Source organism: Goodfellowiella coeruleoviolacea, from assembly GCF_024171785.1.
Classification (GTDB): domain Bacteria; phylum Actinomycetota; class Actinomycetes; order Mycobacteriales; family Pseudonocardiaceae; genus Goodfellowiella; species Goodfellowiella coeruleoviolacea.
Genome location: NZ_JAMTCK010000003.1, coordinates 181974 through 207852, shown reverse-complemented (window position 1 = coordinate 207852; position 25879 = coordinate 181974). Strand labels below are relative to the sequence as shown.

Genomic DNA, 25879 nt, shown 5'->3' with positions numbered 1-25879 from the left:
ATCACGATCGATGCCATCCACTGTGTCCATGCCAGCTCAGCGCCATGATGGCTGTCCGGCTCGAACTGGTCGGATTCCGCGCCGGTTCCGCCGTCCTGGAGATGGACGCGTCCGGGGGCGCGATTTTCGAACACGCCCTGTTCACCGAGGCGATGAGCATTTTCATGAACGGATCGACCAGAATCGTCGAACGGGCAGAAAGTCTGCCGCCAGAGTTCACCCTCCAGGTTCTGGACGGCCTCATCCGCTTCACCGGGGGCCTGTCGCCACGGACGATCGAGTACTTCGACCTCGACTGGCGCGACACGGTCAGCCTGCGGCTGGACCGCGGGTTCCGGGAACACGCGCGCTGGCTGCGCCGCCAGCGGCGCCGCGACCTGGTCACCGTGGTGGGCCGACTGCACGAGGGCGACTTCGACCCACTGGCGCTGCGCTGTCGGGTCGACACGCTCGACGCGAGCGTGCCCTGCTCGTTCACGGAGGACATGCGGGAGCCCGTGCTCGCCGCGATGGACGCGATGGTCGTCGCGTCGGGTGTGGCGGAACTCCAACCGGACGGCCGCGTGCGCAGCCTCGCTCTCGACGACATCACGGTCGTCGATGAGAGCCAGCGACACACCGTTGGGCAGTTGGCACACGCGCAGGGCGTCGAGCCCGTCCGGGTCATCTCGGAATTCGCCACTTTCCCGGAGATCGACGACGAAGATTTCAAGCGCTTTGTCGCGGATGCGATGTCAGCGAGGTCATGAACGAAGTGCGTTACGTCCTGGTGGACACCGATGTGGTGTCCTACCTGATGAAGAACGGCCCCCAGGCCGAGCATTTCAGGCCACATCTCATTGGCAGGATTCCAACGGTTTCCTTCGTGACGGTGGCCGAACTCCACCACGGGGCCTACAACGGCGGCTGGGGCGAGCGGAAAATGGCCTGCCAGACCTGGCGCTCGCCGACGACGCCACCAACGACTGAACAACACGCTCGCGGGACAGCGGACACGACGAACGCCGGACCAGTCGAGGTGACTGATCCGGCGTTCGCTGGAAGCTGGCGGTAGCGGTGGGATTTGAACCCACGGAGGGCGTTAACCCTCACGCGCTTTCGAGGCGCGCTCCTTCGGCCGCTCGGACACGCTACCGCCGAAGAGAATACCGGACGCCGCACGCTGCTCACGCGGGGGTCCGGTTCACCCGTCGCACTGGTCATCAGGGCAGGTCACGGGGCTGGTCATCGGGTAGTTGGTCGGTCAGGCCGCCAGGCGCGCGGACGTTGGTCGGCCGGGCCAGCCCTGCTTCACCACCCGGTGTCGCTCAGCGGCACGCCCCGCACCGGGCTCAGGGCGATGTCCACCACGTTCACCCGCACGCTCCGGGTGCGCACGCCCAGCTGTCGCTCCAGGGTCTGCCTGATGTGCCTGGCCACGTCGGTGGCCACGTCCCGCGCTGGCCGGCCGCCGACCGACAGGGCCACGTCGACCACCACCGAGCCCGGTTGCGCCAACGCCACGCGCACCCCGTCCGCGGGTTCACCGGCGCCGCGGCCGGCGGTCGGCTCGCGCAGCCGCCGCCCGGCGCTGGTGACCAACCCGCCCGGGGAGGGTGCCAGGCCGAGCACGCCGCGCACCTCGCGGGCGGCGATGGCCGCCAGCCTGGCCACCGCGCGGGTGTCGACCAGCACGCCCTCGCCGACCTCGACCGTGGCGGTGGTGATCAGTGCGGTCCGGTGGGCGCTGGGCAGCGTCATCGCGCCACCTCCGTGTTCGTGGGCCCTGCTCCTCGTTCCCCGGGCCCTGCTCCTCGGCCCGGTTCAGGCCGGTCCCGACCGCTCCGGCCGGTCGCCGCGCTCGGGGCCGGCGGCACTGGGGCGGTCGACGGGGTGGTCAGCGTCGGCCGGGGACTGGCCGGCCACGTCCACCGGGACGGCGACCAGCTTCAGCGTGCGCAGGCCGAGACCGACGTGCGCGTTGACCACGGTTTCGATGCGGTCGCGCAGGCCGCGGTCGTCCAGGTGGTGTTCGGCCGGCACCAGCACCTCGACGGTGACGTCCAGGACGTCCACCGCGTCCTCCGGCTCGACCACCTGGCAGTGCCTGGCGTGCAGGCGCAGGCCGGGCACGGTGTCGATGGCGAACCGGATCACCGAGGCGACCGCCTTGGTCGAGACCCGCCCGGAATCGGGCCCGGTCACCGCGTCCGGACCGGTCACCAGGGAGACGGTGGCGTCGTCACGAGCCTCGGTCCGCACCACCCGCATCACCCGGTCCAGCAGACTGGCCGGGGCGCGAACGGGTTCGGCGGCCAGTTCCCTGGCGGCGGCGTGCAACGCGGCCAGCCCCTCCAACGCGGTCTGGCAGTGCGCGCAGGTCGCGGTGTGCTGATCCAACGCGGTGTCATCAGGGCTCCCAGCGGGCCGAGCCCGCTGATCCGCGTCATCAGGGCTCCCAGCGGGCCGAGCCCGCTGATCCGCGTCATCAGGGCTCCCAGCGGGCCAAGCCCGCTGATCCGCGTCATCAGGGCTCCCAGCGGGCCGAGCCCGCTGATCCGCGGTGGTGACCACCAGCCGCCACAGCTGGTCAACGGAACGGCCACAGGGCAGCCGGTCAGCACGCGCAAGCCGGCTCCTGTTCAGCGCCACGCCCGCATCACCTCCGCCAACCTCGCCCTGGCTCTGGACAACCTGCCACGCACCGCCTGTTCGGTGGCACCCACCACCTGCGCGATCTCCGCGTAGGACAACCCGTCGACCTCGGCGAGCAACCACACGGCCCGCTGCGGGGGCGGGAGCTGGCGCAACGCCCGGTACAGCGCGCGCACCCCGGCCCCGGCCTCGGTGGCCCGCTGCGGGTCGATCGATCCGTCCACCCCGGCGGTGCCCACCGCCGTGCCCGTCGAGTCGGGAAGCGTATCGGTCGGCTCGGTGCGCCGGTCCCTGCGCTTGCGGATCACACCGAGGCACTGGCGGTGGGCGATGCGGAACAGCCAGGTGCGCACCGCGCCGGGGTCGGCGAGTTCGCCCAGGCGGCGCCACGCGGTGACGAACACCTCCTGGGCGACGTCCTCGGCCTCGGCCCGGTCGGCGAGCATGCGCAGCGACATGCCGAACACGCGGTCCTGGTAGCGCCGCAGGAGCATCTCGAAGGCGGCGACATCGCCCTCCGCGGCTCTGGTGGCCAAGGTGGCGTCGTCGATCTCCGCATCCGAGACGGGCTCGCCAACAAAATCCGCCACCAGCACCCCCGTACTCACGAAAGACCGCGCAACAAGACCGCCCGGCAGTGCGTCACTGACGGCCTCATCGTGGCAGTGAGAACGGAAACCCGCTGGTAGTACGTCCCCCACGCGTGTTATCGGCACGGTGCTCCACGGCGTGGTCCACCGCGTGCGCCGCTCGGCGGGCGCCCCGGCGCGCTACCGGTGGTCACTTGTCGTCGTCGGTCAACCGGTCCTTGGCGTCCTCGACCGCCCCGGCCGCGCGGTCCCGCACGTCGTGGCCGGTCTCCTTGATCTTGCCGGTGACCTGGTCGCGCTTGCCCGCGTTCTCCAGCTCCTCGTTGTCGGTGGCTTCGCCGGTCCGCTCCTTCGCGTGGCCGATGAACTGCTGCGCCTTGTCCTTGGCCTTGTCGAACACGCCCATGCCGACTTCCCTCCATGGTTTGTTCGGACGGCTCTGGCGCCGACCGTCTACGCAGGGAGTACCCGAAATTCGATCAGCTCACGTGGGCGTGATCCAACTCACCCGAACGGGTGATTCTCGGCGCGGTGCCCGGCGAAGAAGTCGTCCAGCAGCGCGGCGCACTCCTCGGCCAGCACGCCGCCGACCACCTCGGGCCGGTGGTTGAGCCGGCGGTCCCGGACCACGTCCCACAGCGAGCCCACCGCGCCGGTGCGCGGTTCCCACGCGCCGAACACCACCCGGTCGATCCGGGCCGCGACCAGCGCGCCCGCGCACATCGTGCACGGCTCCACGGTGACCACCAGGGTGCAGCCGCCCAGCCGCCAGCCGTCGCCGTGCCGGCGGGCCGCCGCGCGGATGGCCAGCAGCTCGGCGTGGGCGGTGGGATCGCCCAGCGCCTCCCTGGCGTTGCACGCCCTGGCCAGTTCCGCGCCGTCCGGGCCGAACACCACCGCGCCGATGGGCACGTCACCGGTGCGCGGGGCCTGGCCGGCGACCTCGATCGCGGCCCGCATCAGCCGTTCGCGCACCCCGGCCGGGCCGATGCCCCGCCGGTCAGCCCCACCCCACCTCACTGCTGCAGCTGGTCGAGCAGCCTGGCGAACTCGTCGCCGAACCCGCACCGGCTGGCGATCATCTGCAACTGCTCGTCCGGGTAGAGGTCCACGTCGTCGACGATCACCTGCAACTCGGCCGCTGGCAACCCGAGGTCGGCGAGGACGCCCAGGTCACCGGCTGGCCACAGCTCGTCGTCGTCCTCGTCGGGCGGGTCGACCCGCAGCAGGTCGAGCACGTCCGCGGCGATGTCGTAGTCCAGCGCGGCGGCCGCGTCGGACAGCATCAGGGCCACCCCGCCCGGTGCCGGGCGCAGCAGGATGAAGAACTCGTCGTCGACGGCGAGCATCCCGAACACCGCCCCCGTGGACCGCATTCGCCGCAGTTCCGTGATCGCCGCGTCCAGTTCGGTCAGTGCCGAGGTGTCCATGCTGCCGCACCGCCACCGGCCGTCCTCCCGGACGACGGCGACGGCCAAGCCGGAGACCGGCTCGTGCTCCGCCATGTACACACCGTAGGGGGCCCGGGCGCCCCCTGGTAGCACCAACCCGTCCGAACCCGCCCCGCCCGGGTGGTGTCCTCGCCCACGCGCCGGGTCCGCTGCTGCTCAGCGCGTTGTCGCCGGTCGTGGCCCGGTTGAAGTCGCGGTTGGCTGGAATCAACCGGACGGGAGTCTGGCCGACCGGGAATTAGTCGGACTGGTTGACTCGGCACGCGGATGACCGGCCAGGCCTGCCGCGCGGTGCCACCATCGGATCATGAACGCAGCCGACGCCCGTTTCACCGGTCTGATCGAGGCGGCCCGCGCCCTCCAGCCACGCACCGTGGCCCTGCGCCGGCAGCTACACCGCCACCCCGAGGTGGGCCTACAGCTACCGGCCACCCAGACGGCGGTGCTGCACGCGCTGGAGGGGCTGCCGCTGCGGATCAGCACAGGCACCGAGTGCACCTCGGTGGTCGCCGTGCTCGACGGCGCCAACCCGGGGCCGACCGTGCTGCTGCGGGCGGACATGGACGCCCTGCCGCTGACCGAGGAGACCGGGCTGGCCTACGCGTCGGAGACCAAGGGCGCGATGCACGCCTGCGGCCACGACACGCACACGGCCATGCTCGCCTCGGCGGCCCGGCTGCTGTGCTCCCGGCGGGACGCGCTGGCCGGGCAGGTGGTGTTCATGTTCCAGCCCGGGGAGGAGCGCGACCACGGCGCCCGTCTGATGATCAAGGAGGGCGTGCTGGAGGCGACCGGGACCAAACCGAGCAAGGCGCTGTCCCTGCACATCACCTCGGGCTGGCGGTCCGGGGTGGTGCGCAGCCGCCCTGGGCCGATGATGGCCTCCGCCGACGAGCTGCGCATCCGGGTGAGCGGCAAGGGCGGGCACGGCGGCATCCCGCACGACGCCATCGACCCGGTGCCGGCCGCCGCGGCCATGGTGGGCGCGCTGCAGACCGTGGTCAGCCGGCGGGTGAACGTGTTCGACCCGGTCGTGCTGACCGTGGCCAGCATCAGGGCCGGTACCAGCACCAACATCATCCCGGAGACCGCGGAGCTGGTCGGCACCATCCGCACGCTGGCGGAGACCACCCGCACGTTCGTGCACCGCGAGGTCAAGCGGATCTGCCAGCACGTGGCGATCGCGTTCGGCTGCACCGCGCACGTGGAGATCGTCCGCGGCTACCCGGTCAGCGTGAACGACGACACCGTGGGCGCGCACGTGGTGGAGCTGGCCAAGCAGGTGCTCGGCGCGCGCTGCGGTGAGCACTCGGCCAACCCGATCACCGGGGCCGAGGACTTCGCCTACGTGCTGCGCGAGGTGCCGGGCGCGATCGCGTTCCTCGGCGCCTGCCCGCGCGGGGTTGACGTGGGCTCAGCACCGCCCAACCACTCCAACCGGGTGCTGTTCGACGAGGCCGCCATGGAGCACGGGGTGGCGCTCTACGCGGCCTTCGCCCTGGACGCGCTGCGGTAGCGGCGGACGGGGCAACGGGCACGGCCGGCGGGAGGGGCCGGCGGGAGGGGCCGGCGCGGCGCACTGGCCGATCCCCCCTCCCGCCGCCTGGTGCGCGCGGGGAAGCGCTGGTCAGCCCAGTGACATCAGCAGGTCCTGGCAGGCCTGCTCGCACGCGCTGCACGCCTCCGCGCAGATCCGGCAGTGCTCGTGCCGGTTGGCGTGCTGGTTGCACTCGTCCGCGCAGGACCGGCACACCGTGGCGCACGCCTGCAGCACCGCGCGGGTGATGTTGGCGTCGTAGCCGGTGTGCCGGGACAGGACGCGCCCGGTGGTGTCGCAGACATCCGCGCAGTCCACGCACGAGCGAATGCACTTGCGCAGCATGGGCAGCATGTCGTCGTGCTCGGACATGCAGGCGTCCGCGCACGCGGTACACGTCTGCGCGCACGTCATGCACTCCTCGATGCACCGGGTCATCGCTTCCCGGTCGACCCTGCCCAGGTCACTGGGGTAGGTGCGGAGCATGCTCGCGACGGTTGTCATGGGTTGTCACCTCCTGGTCGTGCGGCCCCCGCTCGTGGCCGAGCGGCTGACACCGCCCGGCTACCCGGCCGGCCCAGCCGGTACTCCTTCCCGGGCCCGCCCTGCCGTGGCCGGGTTCGCCGCGGTCGGGGGCGCTGGCCCACCCGGTCGACGATGCCGACCTCCAGCAGCGCGCTGCTGGTGGCGAAGCCGAGGAAGTCGTAGGTGGTCGGGTCGAACACCAGCTTCCCGGTCAGGTTGGCCGCCGGCACCCGGGTGGGCGGCGGGGTGGAGTTCGGGATGGCCGGGGACGTCGACCCCGGCGCGGTGGCCGGGCAGCGGGGCCGACGTGGTGCGGCCGGCCTCGGTGTCGCAACGCTCGCCGTCGTGCACGCCGTCCACCGACAGCCAGCTCTCGCGCACCGCCGCGCCCTGCTGTTGGCTGCCCGGGACCGAGGTCGGGGTCGAGGTCGAGGTCGGGCTCGCCCCGGCGTCCTGCCCGGTTGCCCGCGACCAGGAGCCGCACACCGTCAGGCAGCCGTTAACGACTTCAACCGTTCCCGTACCGGCCCATGTTGTGACATTCTGCTGTGAAGTTATCACCTAGTTCACAACTTGGGTTGGGAGTTCGGGTGCGCGACAACGCTGCCGCCGCACAGGCGGGGGACGACGACGTCTGGGTCGGGGTCGATCTGGGCACGCAGGGGGTCAAGGTGCTGGCCGCCACCGGCACCGGGCGGGTGCTGGGCCGGGGTTCCGCGCCGCTGGACGACCACCGGGCCGGGCCACGGCACGAGCAGGACCCGGAACAGTGGTGGACCGCCCTGGTCACGGCGTGCCGGACCGCCCTGGCCGAGGTGCCGGCCGCGGCCGTGCGCCGGGTCGCGGTCTGCGCCACCTCGGGCACCCTGGTGGTCGCCGACCACGACCTGCGTCCACTGCTGCCCGCGCTGATGTACGACGACCTGCGCGCCGCCGACGACGGTGCCGACCTGCTCGACCGGGTGGACGAGTCGGTGTGGCGGCGGCTGGGCGTGCGGCCGCAGCCGTCCTGGGCGGTGGCCAAGCTCGCCTGGCTCGGCCGCAACGCCCGCGGCGAGCTGGCCCGGGGTGTGGTGCTGCACCAGGCCGACTTCGTGACCAGTCGGCTGGCGGGCGAGCTGCTGCCCAGCGACACCAGCCACGCGCTCAAGTCCGGGGCCGACCCGGTGTCCGCGACCTGGCCGGATGAGATCCGGGCCGTGCTCGGCCTGCCCGAGCACGCGCTGCCGCGCCTGGTCCGCCCGGGCGGGGTGATCGGCGAGGTCAGCAGGGCCGCGGCCGAGGTGACCGGGCTGCCGGCCGGCGCGGCCATCGTGGCCGGGATGACCGACGGCTGCGCGTCCCAACTGGCCACCGGCGCGCTCACGGTGGGCAGCTGGAACTCGGTGCTGGGCACCACCCTGGTGTTCAAGGGCGTTGCCGAGCGGCAGGTGTTCGACACCAGCGTGTACAGCCACCTCGGGCCGGACGGCCGGTGGTGGCCCGGGGGCGCGTCCAGCACCGGGGCCGGCGTGCTGACCACCGCGTTCCCCGGCGCCGACCTGGCCGCGCTGGACCGGGACGCGCCCCTGGACGAGCCCGCCGGCTGCGTGAGCTACCCGCTGGCCGGGCGGGGCGAGCGGTTCCCGTTCGTGGCCGCCGACGCCGAGGGGTTCACCCTGGGCCAGCCGCGCGGCGAGCTGGACCGCTACGTGTCGGTCCTGCAGGGTGTGGCCTACCTGGAGCGGCTGTGCGTGGCGCACCTGGGCAGCCTGGGCGCGCCGGTCGGCGAGTCGATCAGGGTGACCGGCGGCGGGGTGCGCAGCGCGCCGTGGACCCAGCTGCGCGCCGACGTGCTGGGCCGGCGGTTGGAGGTCCCGGCGGTGACCGAGCCGGCGTTCGGCATGGCCGTGCTGGCCGCGAGCAGCGAGTACGGGCTGGCCGCCTCGGCTGAGCGGATGGTGCGCGTCGACCGGGAGTTCCTGCCCCGCCCGGAGGTCGGCGACCGCCTCGCCGCCGGCTACCACCGCCTGGCCGACGCGCTGGCACAACGCGGCTGGCTGCCCCCAACCCTGCTGGCCGAGGCCACCGCGGGATAAGGGGCACGGGCGGAATGCCGGTGCCGGCGTCGACGAAGTGGGACGTCAGCAGCGTGGGACGTCAGCGGAGTAGCGGTGGCGCCGGCGGAGCGGTGGTGCCGGCGGAATGGCGTTGGCGGCAGAGCGGCGGTGGTGGCGGTGGTGGCGGCAGTGGCGGTGATGGCGGCAGTGGCGGCGGTGGCCCGGGCTCCCGGCACCGCGACCAGCCCCGGCAGCCCACCCGCCGGCCACGACAGCCAGCCCACCCCGGCCACCGACCACACCCGGACCACGCACCGGCACAGTCCTCAGTGGACGGCTTAAACCCCCAGGTCACACCCCCGCCCTCCCAGGGGGGCGACCCCTGCTCAGCCTACCCACCCCACCCCCGGACAGCCAGCACCACGAGCCGAGCCTGTGGATAACTCGCGGGTTGTGGATAACTGCCCTCTCGATCGGGTGAATCGGGAGGGCGGGTCCGCGCCCGCCGGTAGGACTTGCGGTACGCGCCGCGACTGGCTCGCGGCACCGACACCCCAGTCACCACCAGTGGACCGACAGCCGCCCCACCGGCGGCCCGACAGCCAACCCGCACCCAACCGACAGCGGCCCGACGCCAACCGGCAGCGGCCCGACAGCCATCACCAACGGGTCCAACAAGGGACCGACAACGACCGACAGCCAACGGGCGCCCAGGCGGCCCATGCCAACGGAAGGGAACAACGCGATGAGCACCGAACTCGTGGTGGTCCGGCACGGCGAGACCGTGTGGCACGCGGAGAACCGCTATGCCGGCCGCAGCGACGTCGAACTCACCGACACCGGCCTCGCGCAAGCTGCTGAGCTGGGCGCCTGGGCCAGCACAGCGGACCTGGTCGGGCTGTTCTGCTCGCCGCTGCGGCGGTCCCGGCGCACCGCCCTCGCGGTCACCGAGCGAACCGGCATCCAGCCCGTGGTCGACGAGCGCCTCACCGAACTGGACTTCGGCGCCGGTGAGGGGCTGACCTCGGCCGAGATGGCGCAGCAGCTGGGGGCGGCGCGCGACCGGTTCGTCGCCGACCCGGTGGCACACCACTTACCGGGCGGTGAGGACCCGGTGCTGGCGGCGCGCCGGGGGCTGGCCGGCCTGGTGGCCGCGGCCGAGACCGCACCGGGCGGACGGGTGCTGGTGGTCGCGCACAACACGCTGCTCCGGCTGGTGCTGTGCGAGGTGCTGGGCATCCCGCTCAGCCGGTACCGCCGGGCGTTCCCGTCGGTGGGCAACTGCCGGGGCGCGCGGTTGCGGTACCGGGACGGCGAGTTCGGGCTGCTGGCCCTCAACGAGCCGTTGACCAGCACATCCAACCGGTGACCAGCTCAGCCGCCCGGGAGCACCGGGTGGCGCGGGCGCGCACGCCCACGGCGGCACACCTCGCTCGATTCAGTGAAACCTGATGAAAACTCGTGCTTGACATCACAGCGCCAGCCGTGAAGATAGAGCGCAATCACATCATGACGTGTTAAGTCAACATCTCAAGTTGCTCGGTTCTGCCCTCTGCGATGTGGCAGTGGCTGGAGGAAGCATGGCTGCGAGTGGTCACGACAAGTTCCTGGGCGCCGGTCTGGGCTCCGGGCGGCTGAGCCGCCGGTCCCTGCTGCGCGGCATCGGCGCCACCGCCGGACTGGCCGCGAGCCTGCCGGTGCTCTCGGCCTGCGGCTTCGGCGGCGCCAGCGACTCGGCCGGCTCGGCGGCCAACGACATCAGCGGCTCGTTCGACTGGAAGAAGCACTCCGGCCAGGAGATCAAGCTGCTGCTCAACAAGCACCCCTACCAGGAAGCCCTGGTCGCCAACCTGGGCAAGTTCACCGAGCAGACCGGGATCAAGGTCAACTACGACGTCTTCCCCGAGGACAACTACTTCGACAAGGTCACCCTGGAGCTGCGCAGCAAGGCCGGCAACTACGACGCCTTCATGCTCGGCGCGTACATGGTCTGGCAGTACGGCCCGCCCGGGTACCTGGAGGACCTCAAGCCGTGGATCGACAACACCGCGGCCACCAACGCCGACTTCGCGCCCGACGACTTCTTCCCCAACCTGCTGCAGGCGGGCCAGTGGAGCTTCAAGAACGGCGACCCGCTCGGCGGCGGCAAGCAGTGGATGCTGCCCTGGGGCTGGGAGACCAACGTCGTCGCCTACAACTCCGAACTGTTCACCAAGCTGGGCCTGAAGCCGGCCGAGACCTTTGACGAGCTGGTGGAACTGGCCGCGGCCATCAAGCAGAAGGCGCCCGGCGCCGGCTACCCCGACATGTACGGGATCGCGGTGCGCGGCTCCAAGTCCTGGGCCACCATGCACCCCGGCTTCATGACCATGTACAGCCGGTTCGGCCTCAAGGACTTCACCGTGGCCGACGGCAAGCTGGAGCCGGCCATGAACAGCGCGGCGGCCGTGGACTTCACCACCCGGTGGGCCAGCATGGTCAAGGCGTCCGGTCCGGCGTCCTGGCCGACCTACTCCTGGTACAACTGCTCGGGCGACCTGGGCGCGCAGAAGGCCGGCATGATGTTCGACGCCGACACCGCCGCCTACTTCCAGAGCGTGCCCGGTGCCAGCCAGGCCGCCGGCAAGCTCGCCTTCCACCCCGGTCCCAAGGGGCCGGACGGCTCGCTGGCCACCAACATGTGGATCTGGTCGCTCGGCATGAACTCGGCCAGCAAGAAGAAGGCGGCCACCTGGTGGTTCCTCCAGTGGGCCACCGGCAAGGACCACCTGACCTACGCGGCCACCCAGCAGTCCCACATCGACCCGGTGCGCAAGTCGGTGGCGGACAACGCCGAGTACAAGCAGCGGCTCAGCAACACCCCGGGCTTCCTGGACACCTTCGACGCGGTGGTCAACGACACCAAGATCCAGTTCACCCCGCAGACCCAGTTCTTCGACGCGACCACCTCGTGGGCCGAGGCGCTGCAGAAGATCTACGGCGGGGAGAACGCCCAGTCCGTGCTCGACGCGCTGGCCGCTGACCTGAAGACGAAGGTCAACAGCTGATGTCCGTGCTCTCCTCCACCCAGTCCCCCGCCTCGACCGGCGGCGTGCCCCCCTCGTCGGCCGCCGGTCGGGTGCGGGTTCCCCGCTGGCGCCGCCGGCTGCGGCCCTACCTGCTGATCGTGCCGGCCGTGGCGCTGTGCGTGGGCATCCTGTACCCGTTCCTGCTCGGTGTCTTCTACACGCTGTTCAACTACTCGGCGACCAAGCCGGTGCCGGACTTCGTCGGGGTGGACAACTACGTCACCGTGCTCACCCAGGGCGAGTTCTGGCACTCGGCGTGGGTGACCGGCCTGTTCGCGGTGCTGGCCACGGTGGTGGAGACCGTGCTCGGGGTCGGCGTGGCACTGCTGCTCAACCGCAGTTCCCTGCTGGGCCGGCTGCTGGAGAAGGTGCTGATCGTGCCGCTGATGATCGCGCCGATCATCGCCGCGATCATCTGGAAGCTGATGCTGTGGCCGAGCGTCGGCGTGCTCAGCCACTACCTGTCGATGATCGGGCTGGGCGACCTCACCGCGATCGACACCGCGGGCAAGGCGATGTTCTGGTGCGTCGTCATCGACACCTGGATCTTCACCCCGTTCGTGGCGATCCTGGCGCTGGCCGCGCTGCGGTCCATGCCGCGCTCGCCGTTCGAGGCCGCCGCCGTGGACGGGGCCAGCCCGTGGTTCACCTTCCGCACACTCACCCTGCCGATGCTGTGGCCGTACGTGCTGGTCGCGGTGATCTTCCGGTTCATGGACTCGCTCAAGGTGTTCGACGTGATCTACGCGTTCACCCAGGGCGGGCCGGGCAACGCCACCACCACCCTGCAGATCAGCGCCTACCTGCAGGCGATCACCTACCAGCGGTACAGCTTCGGCACCACGTTCATGATCGTGCTCTGGGCGATCGTCTACGTGGTCTCGATGGTGCTGGTGCGCTACCTCGGCCGGGTGCAGAACCGCTCGGCGGGAAAGTGAGGCCCGCATGACCGACACCGCTTCCCACGTCACCACCCAGCACGCCACCGGCGTGGCCCGGCGCCGGCTGGGCCGGGTGCTCACCACCGTCGGGCTGCTCGCGTACTTCGCGTTCTCGCTGTTCCCGGTGGTGTGGATGATCCTGCTGTCGCTCAAGGACAAGCAGGACCAGCTGACCACCTACTTCGCGTTCAGCCCCACGCTGGACTCCTACCGCGCGGTGCTGGGTCTCGGCGACGCCGACGCGGGCGTGCCGTTCCTGCGGTTCTTCGTCTCCAGCCTGGTGACCTCGATCGGCGCGGTGCTGGTGTCGCTGCTGATCGGCGTGCCAGCGGCCTACGCGGCGGCCCGGTTCTCCTTCCGCGGCAAGGAGAACCTGATGTTCACCCTGTTGTCGTTCCGGTTCGCCCCGGAGCTGGTGGTGATCATCCCGCTGTCCGTGATCTACCCGCAGATCGGGCTGTTCGACAGCTACACCGGCATGATCTGGGTGCTGCAACTGGTCACCCTGCCGCTGATCGTGTGGATCCTGCGCTCCTACTTCGAGGACCTGTCCCCGGAGATCGAGCAGGCCGCGCTGCTGGACGGCTACAGCCGCACCCAGGCGTTCCTGCGCACGGTGCTGCCGTTGGTCAAACCGGGCATCGCCGCGGTGAGCCTGCTGGCGTTCATCTTCGCGTGGAACAACTTCGTGTTCCCGCTGACCCTGACCTCCAGCAACGCGCAGACGGTCACGGTGGGCTCGCTGTCGTTCATCGGCGGCAACGAGGCCAAGTTCAACTTCACCGCGGCCGCGGCGCTGATCGCCGCCGTGCCGCCGCTGGTGCTGGCGTTGTCCATCCAACGGTTCCTGGTGCGGGGCCTGTCGTTCGGGTCGGTGAAGGACTGATGGCATCGGTTGAGCTGCGCGGCATCGCCAAGAGCTTCGGCAGGACCACCGCGCTGGCGGACGTCAGCTTCACCGTCGCCGACGGGTCGTTCTTCTGCCTGCTCGGTCCGTCCGGCGCGGGCAAGACCACCACCCTGAAGACCATCGCCGGGCTGGCCGAACCCGACCAGGGCACGGTGCTGTTCGACGGCGTGGACGTCGGCGACGTGGAGCCCACCCACCGCAACGTGGCCATGTGCTTCGAGAGCTACGCGCTCTACCCGCAGCACAACGTGCGGGACAACCTGGCCTCGCCGCTGCGTTCGCCCCGGCACCGCCGGCCCGAGGCCGAGGTGGTCAAGCGGGTCACCGAGGTGGCCACCACCCTGGGCATCGACCACCTGCTGGACCGCAAGGTGGGGGCGCTGTCCAACGGGCAGCGCCAGCGCGTGGCCCTGGGCCGGGTGCTGGTGCGGCCGGCCGACGCCTACCTGCTCGACGAGCCGCTGACGCACCTGGACGCCAAGCTGCGCGCCAGCATGCGCGCCGAACTCAAGCTGATCGCCAGGCAGGACGGCACCACCACGGTGTACGTCACCCACGACTACGTGGAAGCGCTCTCGCTCGGTGAGCGGATCGGGGTGCTCAACGAGGGCCGGGTGATCCAGGTGGGCACCCCGCAGGAGATCTGGGAGCAGCCGGCCACCGTGTTCGTGGCGCAGGCGTTCGGCAAGCCCAGGATGGTGCTGCTGCCCGGCGCGGTGGTGGACGACCCGGCCGGTGGCCGGTTCTTCCGGGACGTGTCGGGCTCGCTGCGGGCGCCGCTGCCCGAGGGCGCCGACGTCGCGGTGGGCACCCAGCTCCAGGCCGGGTTCCGCCCCAGGGACGCGCGCGTGCTCGGACCGGACGCGGCCGTGCCGGACGGACACGTGGCCGTGCGTGGTCGGGTGGCGGTGACCGAGCTGATCGGCGCGCAGATCGAGGTGTCGGTCGAGGTCGACGGGACGCTGCTGGCCGTGGTCGGCGACCGGGCGCGGCTGGGTCAGGTGGCCGAGGGCGACCGGGTGACCGTGGTGGTTCCCGCCGGCCGGGTCCTGATGTTCGAGCACGGCCCGGAAGGCGCCAGGATCGGGCCATGAGCACGGATCAGAACCTGTCCCGGCGCCGGGAGAACCGCCTCGACGAGCTGACCACCCACCTGCTCGGGCGCGGGTCGGCCACGGCGCAGGAACTCGCCGACCAGTTCGGCGTGAGCCTGATGACCATGCACCGCGACCTCGACGAACTGGCCAGACGCGGGCTGGTGCGCAAGTTCCGCGGTGGGGTTTCGGCGCAGCCGTCCGGCGTGTTCGAGAGCAACGTGGTCTACCGGCAGCGGGCCATGTTCGCGCAGAAGCAGGTCATCGCCCGGCACGCGCTGGGGTTGATCGAGCCGGGCATGTCGCTCATGTTCGACGACTCCACCTCGGTGCTGGAGCTGGCCAGGATGCTCGGGGGGATCACGCCGCTGCGCGTGGTCACCAACTACCTGGAGGGCATGAAGGTCCTCAGTGGACTGCCCGACATCGGGCTGACCGCGCTCGGCGGCGACTACGACCCCAACCACGACTCGTTCCTCGGGGTCTCCTGCGTGGAGGCCATCGAGGCGCTGCGGGTGGACGCGGTGTTCGTGTCCACCTCGGCGGTGTCCGGCGGACTCGCCTACCACCAGGAACAGCACATCGTGGCGGTGAAGCGGGCCATGCTCAACGTGGCCGAGAAGCGGTACCTGCTGCTGGACCACAGCAAGCTCGGCAAGGTCGCGCTGCACCGCCTGGTGCCACTGGACACCTTCGACCTGGTGATCGTGGACGACGGGGTGTCCGAGGAACGTCTCGCCGAACTGGACGAGAACCGAGTGCGATACGAGGTGGCCAAGACATGACCACGAGCCCGAGCGGCTACGCCGGCGTGATTTTCGACCTGGACGGGGTGATCGTCGACACCGAGCACCTGTGGGAGCAGAGCTGGACGGCCAGCGCCAAGGGCCGCGGCTACGCCTGGACCGCCGAGGACACCACCACGGTGCAGGGCATGAGCGCCCCGGAGTGGGCCCGCTACCTGGCCGAACGCGTGGGTGCGCCGGAGCGCGCCGACGAGGTCGAGGACGAGTGCGTCCAGTTCATGATCGACAAGGTGCTGGGTGGTGAGGGCCCGCTGCTGGACGGCGCGCGGGAGCTGGTCACGACCGTGGCCGAACTGGTCCCGATCGCGGTGGCCTCGTCCGCGCCGCGCCGGCTGATCAGCGCCGTGCTCGCCGAGCACGGCCTGGCCGACCGGTTCAGCGCGCTGTGCTCCAGCGAGGAGGTGCCCAGGGGCAAGCCCGCCCCGGACGTCTACCTGGAGGCGGCGCGCCGGCTCGGACTGGACCCGGCGCGCGGCTTCGGCATCGAGGACTCCAGCAACGGCATGCGCGCGGCGCACGCGGCCGGCCTGACCCTGGTGGCGCTGCCCAACCGCGTCTACCCGCCCAAGCCGGACGCGCTGGCGCTGGCCGAGTTCGTGGCCGACGACCACGCCAAGGCGCGCGACTTCCTGGTGGGCAGGCTCAGCGAGGGGGCACGGCGGTGACGATCCTGTTCAACGACCCGGCCGCGTTCAGCGAGGACATGACCGCCGGGTTCGTCTCGGCCTACCAGCGCTACGTCCGCCAGGTGCCGGACGCCGCCGGGGTGATCCGGGCGGCCGGCCCGGTGCCCGGCAGGGTCGGTGTGGTCATCGGCGGCGGCAGCGGGCACTACCCGGCCTTCTGCGGCCTGGTTGGTGAGGGCATGGCCACGGCCGCGGTGATCGGCAACATCTTCACCAGCCCCTCGGCCGAGCACGCCTACCGGGTGGCTCGGGCCGCGGACGCCGGCGCGGGCGTGCTGTTCAGCTACGGCAACTACAGCGGCGACGTGATGCACTTCGGCGCGGCCGAGCAGCGGCTGCGCGAGGAGGGCATCGCCGCCGCCACCGTGCTGGTCACCGACGACGTGGCCTCGGCACCGCCGGAGCGGGCCGCCGACCGGCGCGGCATCGCCGGTGACTTCGTGGTGTTCAAGGCGGCCGGCGCGGCGGCCGAGCGCGGCGAGCCACTGTCCGAAGTGGAGCGTCTGGCGCGCAAGGCCAACGACGCCACCAGGACGCTGGGGGTGGCCTTCGCCGGCTGCACCATGCCGGGCAGTGCCGAGCCGCTGTTCACGGTCGATCCGACCAAGATGGACATCGGGCTGGGCATCCACGGTGAGCCGGGCATCCGCACGGTCGACCGGGTCAGCGCAGCCGAACTGGCCACCCTGCTGGTGGAGCCGCTGCTGGCGGAGCGGCCGGCCGGGGCGGGCAGCCGGGCCGCGGTGCTGCTCAACGGCCTGGGCACCACCAAGTACGAGGAACTGTTCGTGGTGTGGTCCACGGTGGCCAGGGCACTGGCCTCGGCCGGCGTGGAGATCGTCGAGCCCGAGGTGGGCGAGCTGGTCACCTCGCTGGACATGGCTGGCGCGTCGCTGACGCTGCACTGGTTGGACGAGGAGCTGACCGAGCTGTGGGTGGCCGGCGCGGACACCCCCGGCTACCGCAAGCCCGCACCCCACCCGACCGGCGCCACCGGTGCCCGGCCGAGCACCGGCACCGCCGCCACCACCCGCCCACCGACCACACCCACCGCCCCAGCTCCCACCGGCACAGTTGCGACCGGCACAGTTGCGACCGGCACAGCTGCGACCGGCACCGGCACAGCCAGCACACCTCCCCCGGCGCACCCGGACGAGTTGGTCGGCCGGGGCGGGCGGGTCGCCGCGGCGGTCGTCGAGCGGATGCGCGCGGTGATCAGCGCCCGCGAGGACGAACTCGGCCGGCTGGACGCGGTGGCCGGCGACGGTGACCACGGTCGGGGCATGGTGCGCGGGCTGACCGCGGCCAGCCTGGCCGCGGCCGAGGCGCACCAGGCCGGTGGCGGCGCCGGCGCGGTGCTGGCCGCGGCGGGCAAGGGCTTCGACGACACCGCGGGCGGCGCGTCGGGCGCGCTGTGGGGCGCGATGCTGCGCACCGTCGGGCAGACCGTGGCCGCGGCCGACCACCTGGACACGGCCACCCTGCACCGGGGGTTGGCCGAGGCACTGGACGCGGTGATGCGGCTGGGCCGGGCCAAGCCGGGCGACAAGACCATGCTGGACGCGCTGGCGCCGTTCGTGACGGCCCTGGGTGAGCAGGCCCAGGCCGGTGTCGCCCTGGCCGAGGCGTGGGCGGCGGCGCTGCCCGCCGCTGAGCGGGGCACCGCGGCCACGGCCGACCTGGCCGCCCGCCGGGGCCGCTCGGCCGCGCTGGCCGAGCGCAGCCTGGGCACCCCCGACCCGGGTGCCACGTCCCTGACCTACTGCCTGGCGTCGGTGGCCGAGGTGCTCGCCGAGACCGGGCAGCGTTCTCCCGCTGCGGATGGAGGTGACCGCGAATGACGACCGACCAGGTCCGTTGGCGGATCGGGGTGGGCTCGGACAACCTGGGTTTCGCCCTCAAACAGCTGCTCGCCCAGCGCATGGCCGACGACCACCGCGTGGTGGAGGTCGTCGACTACGGCGTGCCCGACGAACACGACAGCACCGCCTACCCGCACGTGGGGCTGCGCGCGGCCGAGGCCGTGGCCCGGGGCGAGGTCGACCGGGCGGTGCTGGTGTGCGGCACCGGGATCGGCATGTCGATCTCGGCCAACAAGGTGCCCGGGGTGCGGGCGAGTGTGGCGGCGGACAGCTACTCGGTGCAGCGTTCGGTGCTGTCCAACAACTGCCAGGTGCTGTGCTTCGGCGCCCGGGTGATCGGCCCGGAGCTGGCCGCCACCCTGCTGGACGAGTGGCTGGGGCACGTCTTCGACGAGGCGTCGCCCTCGCAGCGCAAGGTCGCCGTGATCAGCGACTACGAGCAGCGGGAACAGGGGCTGGCGTCATGAGCGAGCTGCGCCTTGCCGACGTGCGCAAGGTCTACCAGACGCGGGGCGGCGAGGACGTCACCGCCGTGCGCGGGGTGTCCCTGGAGGTGGGCAGCGGCGAACTGGTGGCCCTGCTCGGCCCGTCCGGCTGCGGCAAGAGCACCACGCTGCGCATGATCGCCGGACTGGAGGAGCTGACCAGCGGCGACATCCTGATCGGCGGCCGGTCCATGGTCGGGCTGCCGCCGCAGCGGCGCAACATCGGTGTGGCGTTCGAGAACTACGCGCTGTACCCGCCGCTGAGCGTGGCCCAGAACATCACCTTCGGGCTGCGGGCCCGCAAGCGGCAGGGCTGGCAGCAGCGGCTGACCGAGATCACCGAGCGGCTGGACCTGGTGGACATCCTCGACGACAAGCCGGGTGGGCTGTCCTCGGGCCAGAAGCAGCGGGTGGCCCTGGCCAGGGCGATCGCCAGGCAGCCCGAGGTGCTGCTGCTGGACGAGCCGCTGTCCCACCTGGACGCCGCACAGCGGGACACCACCCGCCGGGAGTTGCGCCGGCTGCAGCAGGACCTCGGCTACACCACGATCCTGGTCACCCACGACCAGGAGGAGGCGATCAGCCTGGCCGACCGGGTGGTGGTGATGCGCGACGGCCTGATCCAGCAGGTCGGCACACCCGAGGAGGTCTACGACGACCCGGCGAACCTGTTCGTGGCCGACTTCGTGGGCGAGCCGCCGATGAACCTGCTCGACGGCGTGCTGGAGCGGGACGCGGACGGGTCGCTGGTGCGGGTGTCCGCCGAGGTGGCCCTGCCGGTCCGGGTCACCGGTGACGCCGGCAACGGCACCGAGGTGGTGGTCGGGGTGCGGCCCGAGACGCTGCGCCCACTGCCCGCGGGCGACCCGGACGCGGTGTTCACCGGCGAGGTGCTGGTGGTCGAGGACGTGCTGGAGTTCGCCCTGATCACCGTGCGGCTGCCGGGCACCGAGCAACACGTGGTGGTGCAGACCGAGGCGGGACCGGGGATCAGCCCGGGCCAGGCCGTCGGCCTGCGGCCGAACATCGACCGCACCCTTGTTTTCCAGCGAGGCACAGGAGAACGCATCCGATGACACCCCCAGTACTGGCCGCCGGCGACAACTTCGTGCTCAGCAGCCTGCTCACCGACGCGGTCCTGGCCGAGGTGCCCTCGGCCGACGTGACCAGCCTGGACCTGCCCTGGCCGGACGTGGCGTTCGGCCAGGTCGCTGAGGTGGACGAGGCGTCCGGCACCGAGGACGACCTGATCGAGGCGCTGGCCGGCCGGCAGGTGCTGGTCACCCAGATGGCTCCGGTGACCGAGCGCGTGCTCAGGTCCAGCCCGGATCTGCGGCTGATCGCGGTCAGCCGGGGCGGCCCGGTCAACGTGAACATCCCGGCGGCCACCGAGGCGGGCGTGGCGGTCTGCTACGCGCCCGGCCGCAACGCCACGGCCACCGCAGAGATGTCGGTCGGCCTGCTGCTGGCCGTGCTGCGGCGGATTCCGGAGACACACGCGCACACGGCGGCCGGCGAGTGGCGCGGCGACTACTACCGCTACGAGCGTTGCGGCCTGGAACTGGAGGGCACCCCGGTCGGCCTGGTCGGGTTCGGCGCGGTGGGCAGCCGGGTGGCCAAGGTGCTCAACGCGTTCGGCGCCAAGGTGCGGGTGTACGACCCGTACGCCGACCAGGAGGCGCTGGCCGCCTACGGCGAGCCCGTGTCCGACCTGCACGAGCTGCTGCGCCAGTCCAAGATCGTCACCCTGCACGCCCGGGTCACCGAGGAGACCAGGGGCCTGATCGGCCGGGCCGAACTGGCGGCCATGCCGGCCGGGTCCTACCTGGTCAACGCGGCCAGGGGCCCGCTGCTGGACTACGCGGCCACGTGTGACGCGCTGGAGTCGGGGCATCTGGCCGGCGCCGCGTTCGACACGTTCGAGACCGAGCCGATCCCGGCCGGCGACCGGCTGCTGAGCGCACCCAACGTGGTGATGACCCCGCACATCGCGGGCGCGTCCAAGGCGGTCGCGGAGAAGGCCGCCCGCATCGTGGCCGCCGAGGTCGGCCGCTGGGTGCGCGGCGAGCCGCTGGCCAACTGCTCGAACCCGGAGGTCCTGTCCAGCTGAACACCCCGCCCGGCGCCCCGGTGCGGCTGGTCTCCTGGCCGGCCGCCCGGGCACGTCGGGTGGCGGCCCGGCCCGGCCCGGCGCGCTGTCCGCTGTCCCGCTGTCCCGCTGTTCCCCTGTCAGTTGTTCCTTCCCGTTGGTTCCCCGTTGAGTTCTGTGCCGGTGGTCAGGCCGCCGGGATGGAGGTGCACGTGTACGTCGGCGTTGACGTGGGCACATCAGTCACCAAGGCGGTCGCCTTCGCCGAGTCGGGCGAGCAGCTCGACTGCGAGGTGGTCGACACCAGGCTGAGCCACCCGTCCCCGGGCCTGGTCGAGCAGGACACCGACGAGGTGGTCGACTCGGTCGGGGCGGTGATCCGGGGCCTGCTCGACCGGGTGCGCGAGCCGGTGGAACTGCTCGCCCTGACCGGCCAGGGCGACGGCCTGTGGCTGGTGGACGACCAGGGCCGGCCAGTGCGCCCCGCGGTGTCCTGGATGGACGGTCGGGCCGCCGGGACCATCCGGGAGTGGACCGACAGCGGCGTGGCCGATGCGGTGTTCCAGGCCAACGGCAACACCCTGTTCCCCGGCTGCGCCGCCGCGCTGCTCGCCCACCTGGACGCGCACGAGCCGGCCGCGCTCGACCGGGCGACCACGGCCGCCTACTGCAAGGACGTGGTGTTCCAGCGACTGACCGGGGTGCGGGCGACGGACGCCTCGGACGCCTCGCTGCCCTTTGGCGACCCGGCCGGCGGCTACAGCGAGGCCGTGCTCAAGGCCACCGGCCTGACCCACCGCGCCGACCTGCTCGCCCCGGTGCGCACCCCGCTGCCCGTGGGTGAGCTGCACGCGGCCGGGGCGGCGGCCACCGGCCTGCCCGTGGGCACACCGGTCACCTCGGGGCCGTTCGACCTGCCCGCGTGCGCACGGGGCGCCGGCGTGGTCCACCCGGGTGACGGCATGCTCATCATCGGCACCACGCTGGCCTGCCAGGTCGCGTCCTCCACTGTGGACACATCAGGGGCGCCGGCCGGGATGAACCTGGCCACCGGCACACCCGGCCGGTTCCTGCGGGCCATGCCGGCCATGGTGGGGACCGCGTCGGTGGACTGGGTGCTGCGCCTGACGAAGTCCACAGTGGACGATCTGCCGCGGCTGCTGGCCGCGGCGCCGCCCGGGGCGCGCGGCGTGTCCGTGCTGCCCTACTTCGCGCCCTCGGGGGAACGCGCCCCGTTCGTGGACCCGTTCGCGCGCGGCCAGTTCAGCGGTCTCACCCTGCAGCACGACGCGGCCGACGTGGTGCGCGCGGTGTGCGAGGGCATCGCCTACGCGGCCAGGCACTGCCTGGAGGCGGCCGGCCTGTCCGGCGCGCTGGCCGTGTCCGGCGGTGGCGCGCGCAGTGACGCGTGGCTGCGGGTGTTCGCGGACGTGCTGCGCCGGCCGCTGCACATCGCCCAGGGCACGCAGGTGGGCGCCAGGGGTGCGGTGGTCGCCGGCCTGGCCGCGCTGGGCCGGCCGGTGGACGAGGCCGGGTGGACCGGGTCGGCGCGGGTGGTCGAGCCGGGCGCTGCCGCAGACCACTACGAGCGCGGCTACCAGCGCTACCTGGACCAGTTGGCCGCGGCCCGCCCGCTGTGGGGTGCGGCATGAGACCCACCAGCACCGCACGCCCGGCGCACTCGTCCCACCCAACACCCACACCCCCGCCCTCCCAGGGGGGCGACCCCGGCTCCAGCCTATCCGCGCATCCCGCTGATCTGACCGGCCGCGACAAATCTGTGGACAACCGCGGCGCTGGCCGGCAGTTGTCCACAGGCCGACAACACCACCTGGTGCGCTCCCCCGGAGAGGTGCTATGAGCGACCACCCCGCGCCGCCAGGCAACGGCGACGACGCCTCGCGCCGCACCAACGGCGCCAACAGTGCCAGCGGCGCCAGCAATGCCAACGACACCAGCAGCGCCAGCAGCGCCAGCAGCGCCAACGGCACGAGCAGCGCCAACGGCACGAGCAGCGCCAACGGCACGAGCAGCGCCAACGGCACGAGCCACACCACCAACGCCACCAGCACAAGCAGCAACAGCACCACCAGCACAAGCAGCACCACCAGCACAAGCCACACCACCAGTGCCAGCCACACCACCAGTGCCAGCCACACCACCAGCACCACCAGTGCCAGCCGCACCACCAGCGCCACGGGGCAGCCCGGCCCGGTCCTGCTCGGCATCGACGTCGGCACCACCGGGCTCAAGGCGGTCGCGGTCGACCTGGCCGGCCGGCTGGTCGCGGACCGGGCGGTGCGCTACGCCACGGCCGTGGCGGGAGCGGCGGCCGAGCAGAACGCCGAGGACTGGTGGGCCGCGCTGTGTGCTGCCGTGCCCGCCGTGGTGGCCGGCCGGCGCGTGCTGGCCGTCGCGGTCACCGCGCAGGCGCCCACGCTGGTCGGTGTCGACGCCGACGGCGACCCCACCGGGCCCGCGCTGACCTGGGTGGACCGCAGGGCGAGCGCGGAGGCGCGCTGGATCGCCGACCTGACCAGCCTGGGCCGCAACGGGCCCGACCCGTACTTCGGCACGGCCAAGCTCGCCTGGCTGGCCGCGCACCGCCGCCAGCAGCTCGACCGGACCAGCACCATTCTGTCCGCCAACGGGTTCATCGTCCGGCGGCTCACCGGCGCGGCCAGTTTCGACGACTCCACGGCCGCGCTCACCCAGGCCTGGGACGGCCACTACGACCCGGTGCTCGCCGAGCACGGCGTGCCCACCGGCCTGCTGCCCGACCCCTGCCCGTGCGCCGAGCTGGTCGGCCAGGTCACGCCGACGGCAGCGGCGGCCACCGGCATTCCCGCGGGCACGCCGGTGGCGGCCGGGGGGATCGACGCGGTGGGCGCCGCCCTGGAGGCCGGGGTGCTCGCGCCCGGCGACCCGTTCGTGGAGATGACCGGCTTCTCCACGGTCGGCATCGCCGCGATCGACCGGAACGCCGCCGTGCCCGGGCTGATCCACTCCCGGCACGGCCTGCCCGGGGTGGACCTGCTGCTCACCGCCCAGGTGACCACGGGCTCGGTGGTCGACTGGCTGCGCGGGCTCACCGGCGGCTCCGACGACCTGCTGGACGCCGACCCGCTGCTCGCCCGGCCCCGGCCGACCAGGCTGCTGGTGCGGCCCTCGCTGGCCGGCGAGCGCACCCCCAGCTGGGACGCGTCCGCCCGGGGCGCGGTCCTCGGCCTCGACCTGCGCACGGACAGCCGGGACCTGCTGCTCGCCGTGTTCGAGGGCACCGCGTTCCAGCTCGCCGCCGACCTGGACGCGGTGCGCGCCGCCGGCATCGCCGTGCCCTCGGTGCGGGCGGCCGGTGGTGGCGCGCGCAGCCGGGCGTGGTTGCAGGTCAAGGCCGACGTGCTGGGCGTGCCCGTTGAGGTGCCGGTGGCCGGGCACGGCGCCGCGCAGGGCGCGGCCTACCTCGCCGGGTTGGCCGCGGGCCACTTCGACGTGGCCGCGCTGCGCCAGCTCGGCGCCCAGGTGGCCACCCGGGTCGAGCCGGATCCGGTGCGGCACCGGCGCTACGCCCAGCGGCGTGCCCTGTTCGACGCCTGGACCGGGCAACTCGCCGACCTGGAACGCGAGCTGGCGGCGACCACGGAGGCGCCGTCAGCCGAGCAAGCAGCGGGAGGAACAGCGTGACCCCAACCGAGAACAACAGCAGCAGGCCGGGCCCGGCCGCACCGGTGTCCGGCGCGGCCGCCGACCTGCTCAGCCTGACCCGCACCCTGGGCGACCCGGACCGGGACCTGGTGATCCTGGCCGAGGGCAACACCTCGGTGCGCACCCAGGACGGCCGGATGCTGGTCAAGGCCAGCGGCTCGATGATGGGCAGCGCCGAGGAGGGCGACTTCGTCGAGGTCGACACGGCCGCGCTGCTGTCCGTGCTGGACGGGCCGGAGCTGGACGAGCACCGGCTCGGCGAGGCGCTGATGGGCGCCAGGGTGAACGGCGGGCCGCGCCCGTCCATCGAGGCGATGCTGCACGCGCTGTGCATCGAGGAGGCCGGTGCGTCCGTGGTCGGCCACACCCACCCGGTCGCGGCCAACGCCCTGCTGTGCAGCGACCAGGCGTCGGTGCTGGTGGACGGCGCGCTGTTCCCCGACCAGGTGGTGGTGCTCGGCGCGCAGAGCGTGCTCGTGCCCTACGCCGACCCGGGTCGACCGCTGGCGCTGGCCACCCGCGAGGCGCTGCGCCGGCACCTGGAGACCCACGGGGTCGCCCCCAAGGTGGTGTGGCTGGCCAACCACGGCCTGTTCGCACTGGGCGAGTCCGCGCGCGAGGTGTTGCAGGTGACCGAGATGGCGGTCAAGCTCGCCCGGATCGCCACCGGCGTGCTGTCGGTGGGCCGGCCGACGTTCCTGCCGCAGCGGTCGGTGGACGTGTTGGACAAGCGACCCGACGAGGTGCTGCGCCGGCAGAAGCTGGCGGGGAAGGCCTGAGCCGATGGAGTTGGCGAACGAACGGGCCGCCGTGGTGGAGACCTGCCGGCGGCTGGTGGCCGACCGGCTGGTGGTGGGCACCGCGGGCAACGTGAGCGTGCGCGTGGGCGACCTGGTCGCGGTCACGCCGAGCGGGCTGGACTACGGCCGGCTGACCCCGGAGCTGGTCGGTGTGCACCGGCTGGACGGCAGCCCGGTGGACGCGCCGCTCAAGCCGACCAGTGAGCTGCCCATGCACCTGGCCGTGTACCGGGCCACCGACGCCACGGCCGTGGTGCACACCCACTCGGTGGCGGCGACCGCGCTGTCCTGCCTGGTCGACGAGGTTCCGCCGGTGCACTACTACCTGGCGATCTTCGGTGGCAGCGTGCGGGTGACGCGGTACGCGCCCTACGGGACCGACGAGCTGGCCGAGGCCATGCTGGCCGCGCTGGCCGACCGCACCGGCTGCCTGCTCGGCAACCACGGGGCCGTCACCACCGGGGACAGCCTGGCCCAGGCCTACGAGCGGGCCACCTACCTGGAGTGGCTGTGCGAGGTGGGGTTGCGCGTGCTGTCCTCGGGGCAGCGCCCCCGTGAGCTGTCCACCGCCCAGCTCGACGAGGTCGTGGCCCGCCTGTCCAGCTACGGCCAACGCCCGCCCAGCCGGTAGCGCCGGCGGGCCGGTAGTGCCGGCGG

27 protein-coding genes and 1 tRNA gene are annotated in these 25879 nt (G+C 72.5%); 19 read left to right on the top strand and 9 right to left on the bottom strand.

What is annotated here, in order from left to right:
* The first annotated feature begins 44 nt into the window (after positions 1 to 44).
* Together LX83_RS06995 and LX83_RS06990 are read left to right on the top strand one after the other, a co-directional pair.
* Positions 45 to 749: a hypothetical protein gene (locus LX83_RS06995; RefSeq protein ID WP_253768305.1), complete on the top strand. Its 705-nt coding sequence runs from the start codon at positions 45 to 47 to the stop codon at positions 747 to 749.
* A complete protein-coding gene (locus LX83_RS06990; RefSeq protein WP_253768303.1) occupies positions 746 to 1054 on the top strand; it encodes a PIN domain-containing protein in 309 nt (102 codons plus the stop codon). The genes LX83_RS06995 and LX83_RS06990 overlap by 4 nt, the downstream gene beginning before the upstream one ends.
* Here the strand turns inward: LX83_RS06990 and LX83_RS06985 are convergent.
* From LX83_RS06985 to LX83_RS06955, 7 genes are all read right to left on the bottom strand, one after another.
* A tRNA-Ser gene (locus tag LX83_RS06985) sits at positions 1046 to 1135 on the bottom strand. The two genes, LX83_RS06990 and LX83_RS06985, sit on opposite strands and share 9 nt — an antisense overlap.
* Before the next feature lie 155 nt (positions 1136 to 1290).
* On the bottom strand, positions 1291 to 1740 hold the full coding sequence (locus LX83_RS06980) for an Asp23/Gls24 family envelope stress response protein (RefSeq protein ID WP_253768301.1): 450 nt from the start codon (positions 1738 to 1740) through the stop codon (positions 1291 to 1293).
* A 63-nt stretch (positions 1741 to 1803) separates the two neighbouring features.
* On the bottom strand, positions 1804 to 2379 hold the full coding sequence (locus LX83_RS06975) for an anti-sigma factor (protein ID WP_253768299.1): 576 nt from the start codon (positions 2377 to 2379) through the stop codon (positions 1804 to 1806).
* Between the two features lie 242 nt (positions 2380 to 2621).
* Complete coding sequence (locus tag LX83_RS06970) at positions 2622 to 3224, bottom strand: RNA polymerase sigma factor (RefSeq protein WP_308203925.1); 603 nt, start codon at positions 3222 to 3224, stop codon at positions 2622 to 2624.
* 190 nt (positions 3225 to 3414) lie between these two features.
* The gene (locus LX83_RS06965; protein ID WP_253768297.1) at positions 3415 to 3630 is read right to left on the bottom strand and encodes a CsbD family protein; all 216 of its coding nucleotides are present in this window, start codon (positions 3628 to 3630) and stop codon (positions 3415 to 3417) included.
* 98 nt (positions 3631 to 3728) lie between these two features.
* Positions 3729 to 4184, bottom strand: a complete 456-nt coding sequence (locus LX83_RS06960; protein WP_253769110.1) for a nucleoside deaminase — start codon at positions 4182 to 4184, stop codon at positions 3729 to 3731.
* A gap of 56 nt (positions 4185 to 4240) precedes the next feature.
* Complete coding sequence (locus LX83_RS06955; protein WP_253768295.1) at positions 4241 to 4729, bottom strand: tRNA adenosine deaminase-associated protein; 489 nt, start codon at positions 4727 to 4729, stop codon at positions 4241 to 4243.
* A gap of 253 nt (positions 4730 to 4982) precedes the next feature.
* Between LX83_RS06955 and LX83_RS06950 the strand changes: the two genes are divergently transcribed.
* Positions 4983 to 6191 carry a M20 metallopeptidase family protein gene (locus tag LX83_RS06950; RefSeq protein WP_253768293.1) on the top strand — a complete coding sequence of 403 codons (1209 nt, stop codon included), beginning with the start codon at positions 4983 to 4985 and terminating at the stop codon, positions 6189 to 6191.
* 111 nt (positions 6192 to 6302) lie between these two features.
* On the opposite strand, the gene LX83_RS06945 is transcribed toward LX83_RS06950, so the two are convergent.
* Both LX83_RS06945 and LX83_RS06940 read right to left on the bottom strand, forming a co-directional pair.
* Complete coding sequence (locus LX83_RS06945; RefSeq protein ID WP_253768291.1) at positions 6303 to 6716, bottom strand: four-helix bundle copper-binding protein; 414 nt, start codon at positions 6714 to 6716, stop codon at positions 6303 to 6305.
* Positions 6713 to 6967: a hypothetical protein gene (locus LX83_RS06940; protein WP_253768288.1), complete on the bottom strand. Its 255-nt coding sequence runs from the start codon at positions 6965 to 6967 to the stop codon at positions 6713 to 6715. Before LX83_RS06940 ends, LX83_RS06945 begins: the two co-directional genes overlap by 4 nt.
* Positions 6968 to 7327: 360 nt before the next feature.
* Between LX83_RS06940 and LX83_RS06935 the strand changes: the two genes are divergently transcribed.
* The 16 genes from LX83_RS06935 to LX83_RS06860 all read left to right on the top strand — a co-directional run bounded on the left by LX83_RS06935 (position 7328) and on the right by LX83_RS06860 (position 25853).
* Positions 7328 to 8815 carry an FGGY-family carbohydrate kinase gene (locus LX83_RS06935; RefSeq protein ID WP_253768286.1) on the top strand — a complete coding sequence of 496 codons (1488 nt, stop codon included), beginning with the start codon at positions 7328 to 7330 and terminating at the stop codon, positions 8813 to 8815.
* A 706-nt stretch (positions 8816 to 9521) separates the two neighbouring features.
* Complete coding sequence (locus tag LX83_RS06930; RefSeq protein ID WP_253768284.1) at positions 9522 to 10145, top strand: histidine phosphatase family protein; 624 nt, start codon at positions 9522 to 9524, stop codon at positions 10143 to 10145.
* A gap of 211 nt (positions 10146 to 10356) precedes the next feature.
* The gene (locus LX83_RS06925) at positions 10357 to 11823 is read left to right on the top strand and encodes an extracellular solute-binding protein (protein WP_253768282.1); all 1467 of its coding nucleotides are present in this window, start codon (positions 10357 to 10359) and stop codon (positions 11821 to 11823) included.
* Positions 11823 to 12782 (top strand): carbohydrate ABC transporter permease, encoded by a 960-nt coding sequence (locus LX83_RS06920; protein ID WP_253768280.1) that lies wholly within the window; start codon positions 11823 to 11825, stop codon positions 12780 to 12782. Before LX83_RS06925 ends, LX83_RS06920 begins: the two co-directional genes overlap by 1 nt.
* Before the next feature lie 7 nt (positions 12783 to 12789).
* The gene (locus LX83_RS06915; protein ID WP_253768278.1) at positions 12790 to 13671 is read left to right on the top strand and encodes a carbohydrate ABC transporter permease; all 882 of its coding nucleotides are present in this window, start codon (positions 12790 to 12792) and stop codon (positions 13669 to 13671) included.
* A complete protein-coding gene (locus tag LX83_RS06910) occupies positions 13671 to 14789 on the top strand; it encodes an ABC transporter ATP-binding protein (protein ID WP_253768275.1) in 1119 nt (372 codons plus the stop codon). Before LX83_RS06915 ends, LX83_RS06910 begins: the two co-directional genes overlap by 1 nt.
* Positions 14786 to 15574, top strand: coding sequence for a DeoR/GlpR family DNA-binding transcription regulator (locus tag LX83_RS06905; protein WP_253768273.1), 789 nt, complete (start codon positions 14786 to 14788; stop codon positions 15572 to 15574). Before LX83_RS06910 ends, LX83_RS06905 begins: the two co-directional genes overlap by 4 nt.
* Complete coding sequence (locus tag LX83_RS06900; protein WP_253768270.1) at positions 15571 to 16260, top strand: HAD family hydrolase; 690 nt, start codon at positions 15571 to 15573, stop codon at positions 16258 to 16260. Before LX83_RS06905 ends, LX83_RS06900 begins: the two co-directional genes overlap by 4 nt.
* Complete coding sequence (locus tag LX83_RS06895; protein ID WP_253768268.1) at positions 16257 to 18122, top strand: dihydroxyacetone kinase family protein; 1866 nt, start codon at positions 16257 to 16259, stop codon at positions 18120 to 18122. The genes LX83_RS06900 and LX83_RS06895 overlap by 4 nt, the downstream gene beginning before the upstream one ends.
* Entirely contained in the window at positions 18119 to 18610 is a 492-nt protein-coding gene (locus tag LX83_RS06890; protein ID WP_253768266.1) for a ribose-5-phosphate isomerase, read from the top strand. The genes LX83_RS06895 and LX83_RS06890 overlap by 4 nt, the downstream gene beginning before the upstream one ends.
* Positions 18607 to 19704: an ABC transporter ATP-binding protein gene (locus tag LX83_RS06885; RefSeq protein WP_253768264.1), complete on the top strand. Its 1098-nt coding sequence runs from the start codon at positions 18607 to 18609 to the stop codon at positions 19702 to 19704. Before LX83_RS06890 ends, LX83_RS06885 begins: the two co-directional genes overlap by 4 nt.
* Complete coding sequence (locus LX83_RS06880) at positions 19701 to 20738, top strand: 2-hydroxyacid dehydrogenase (RefSeq protein ID WP_253768262.1); 1038 nt, start codon at positions 19701 to 19703, stop codon at positions 20736 to 20738. The genes LX83_RS06885 and LX83_RS06880 overlap by 4 nt, the downstream gene beginning before the upstream one ends.
* Positions 20739 to 20917: 179 nt before the next feature.
* Complete coding sequence (locus LX83_RS06875; protein ID WP_253768260.1) at positions 20918 to 22369, top strand: FGGY-family carbohydrate kinase; 1452 nt, start codon at positions 20918 to 20920, stop codon at positions 22367 to 22369.
* Between the two features lie 205 nt (positions 22370 to 22574).
* Positions 22575 to 24401, top strand: coding sequence for a xylulokinase (locus tag LX83_RS06870; RefSeq protein WP_253768259.1), 1827 nt, complete (start codon positions 22575 to 22577; stop codon positions 24399 to 24401).
* The gene (locus LX83_RS06865) at positions 24398 to 25201 is read left to right on the top strand and encodes a class II aldolase/adducin family protein (protein WP_253768256.1); all 804 of its coding nucleotides are present in this window, start codon (positions 24398 to 24400) and stop codon (positions 25199 to 25201) included. Before LX83_RS06870 ends, LX83_RS06865 begins: the two co-directional genes overlap by 4 nt.
* 4 nt (positions 25202 to 25205) lie before the next feature.
* Positions 25206 to 25853 (top strand): class II aldolase/adducin family protein, encoded by a 648-nt coding sequence (locus LX83_RS06860; RefSeq protein ID WP_253768254.1) that lies wholly within the window; start codon positions 25206 to 25208, stop codon positions 25851 to 25853.
* Positions 25854 to 25879: the final 26 nt, after the last annotated feature.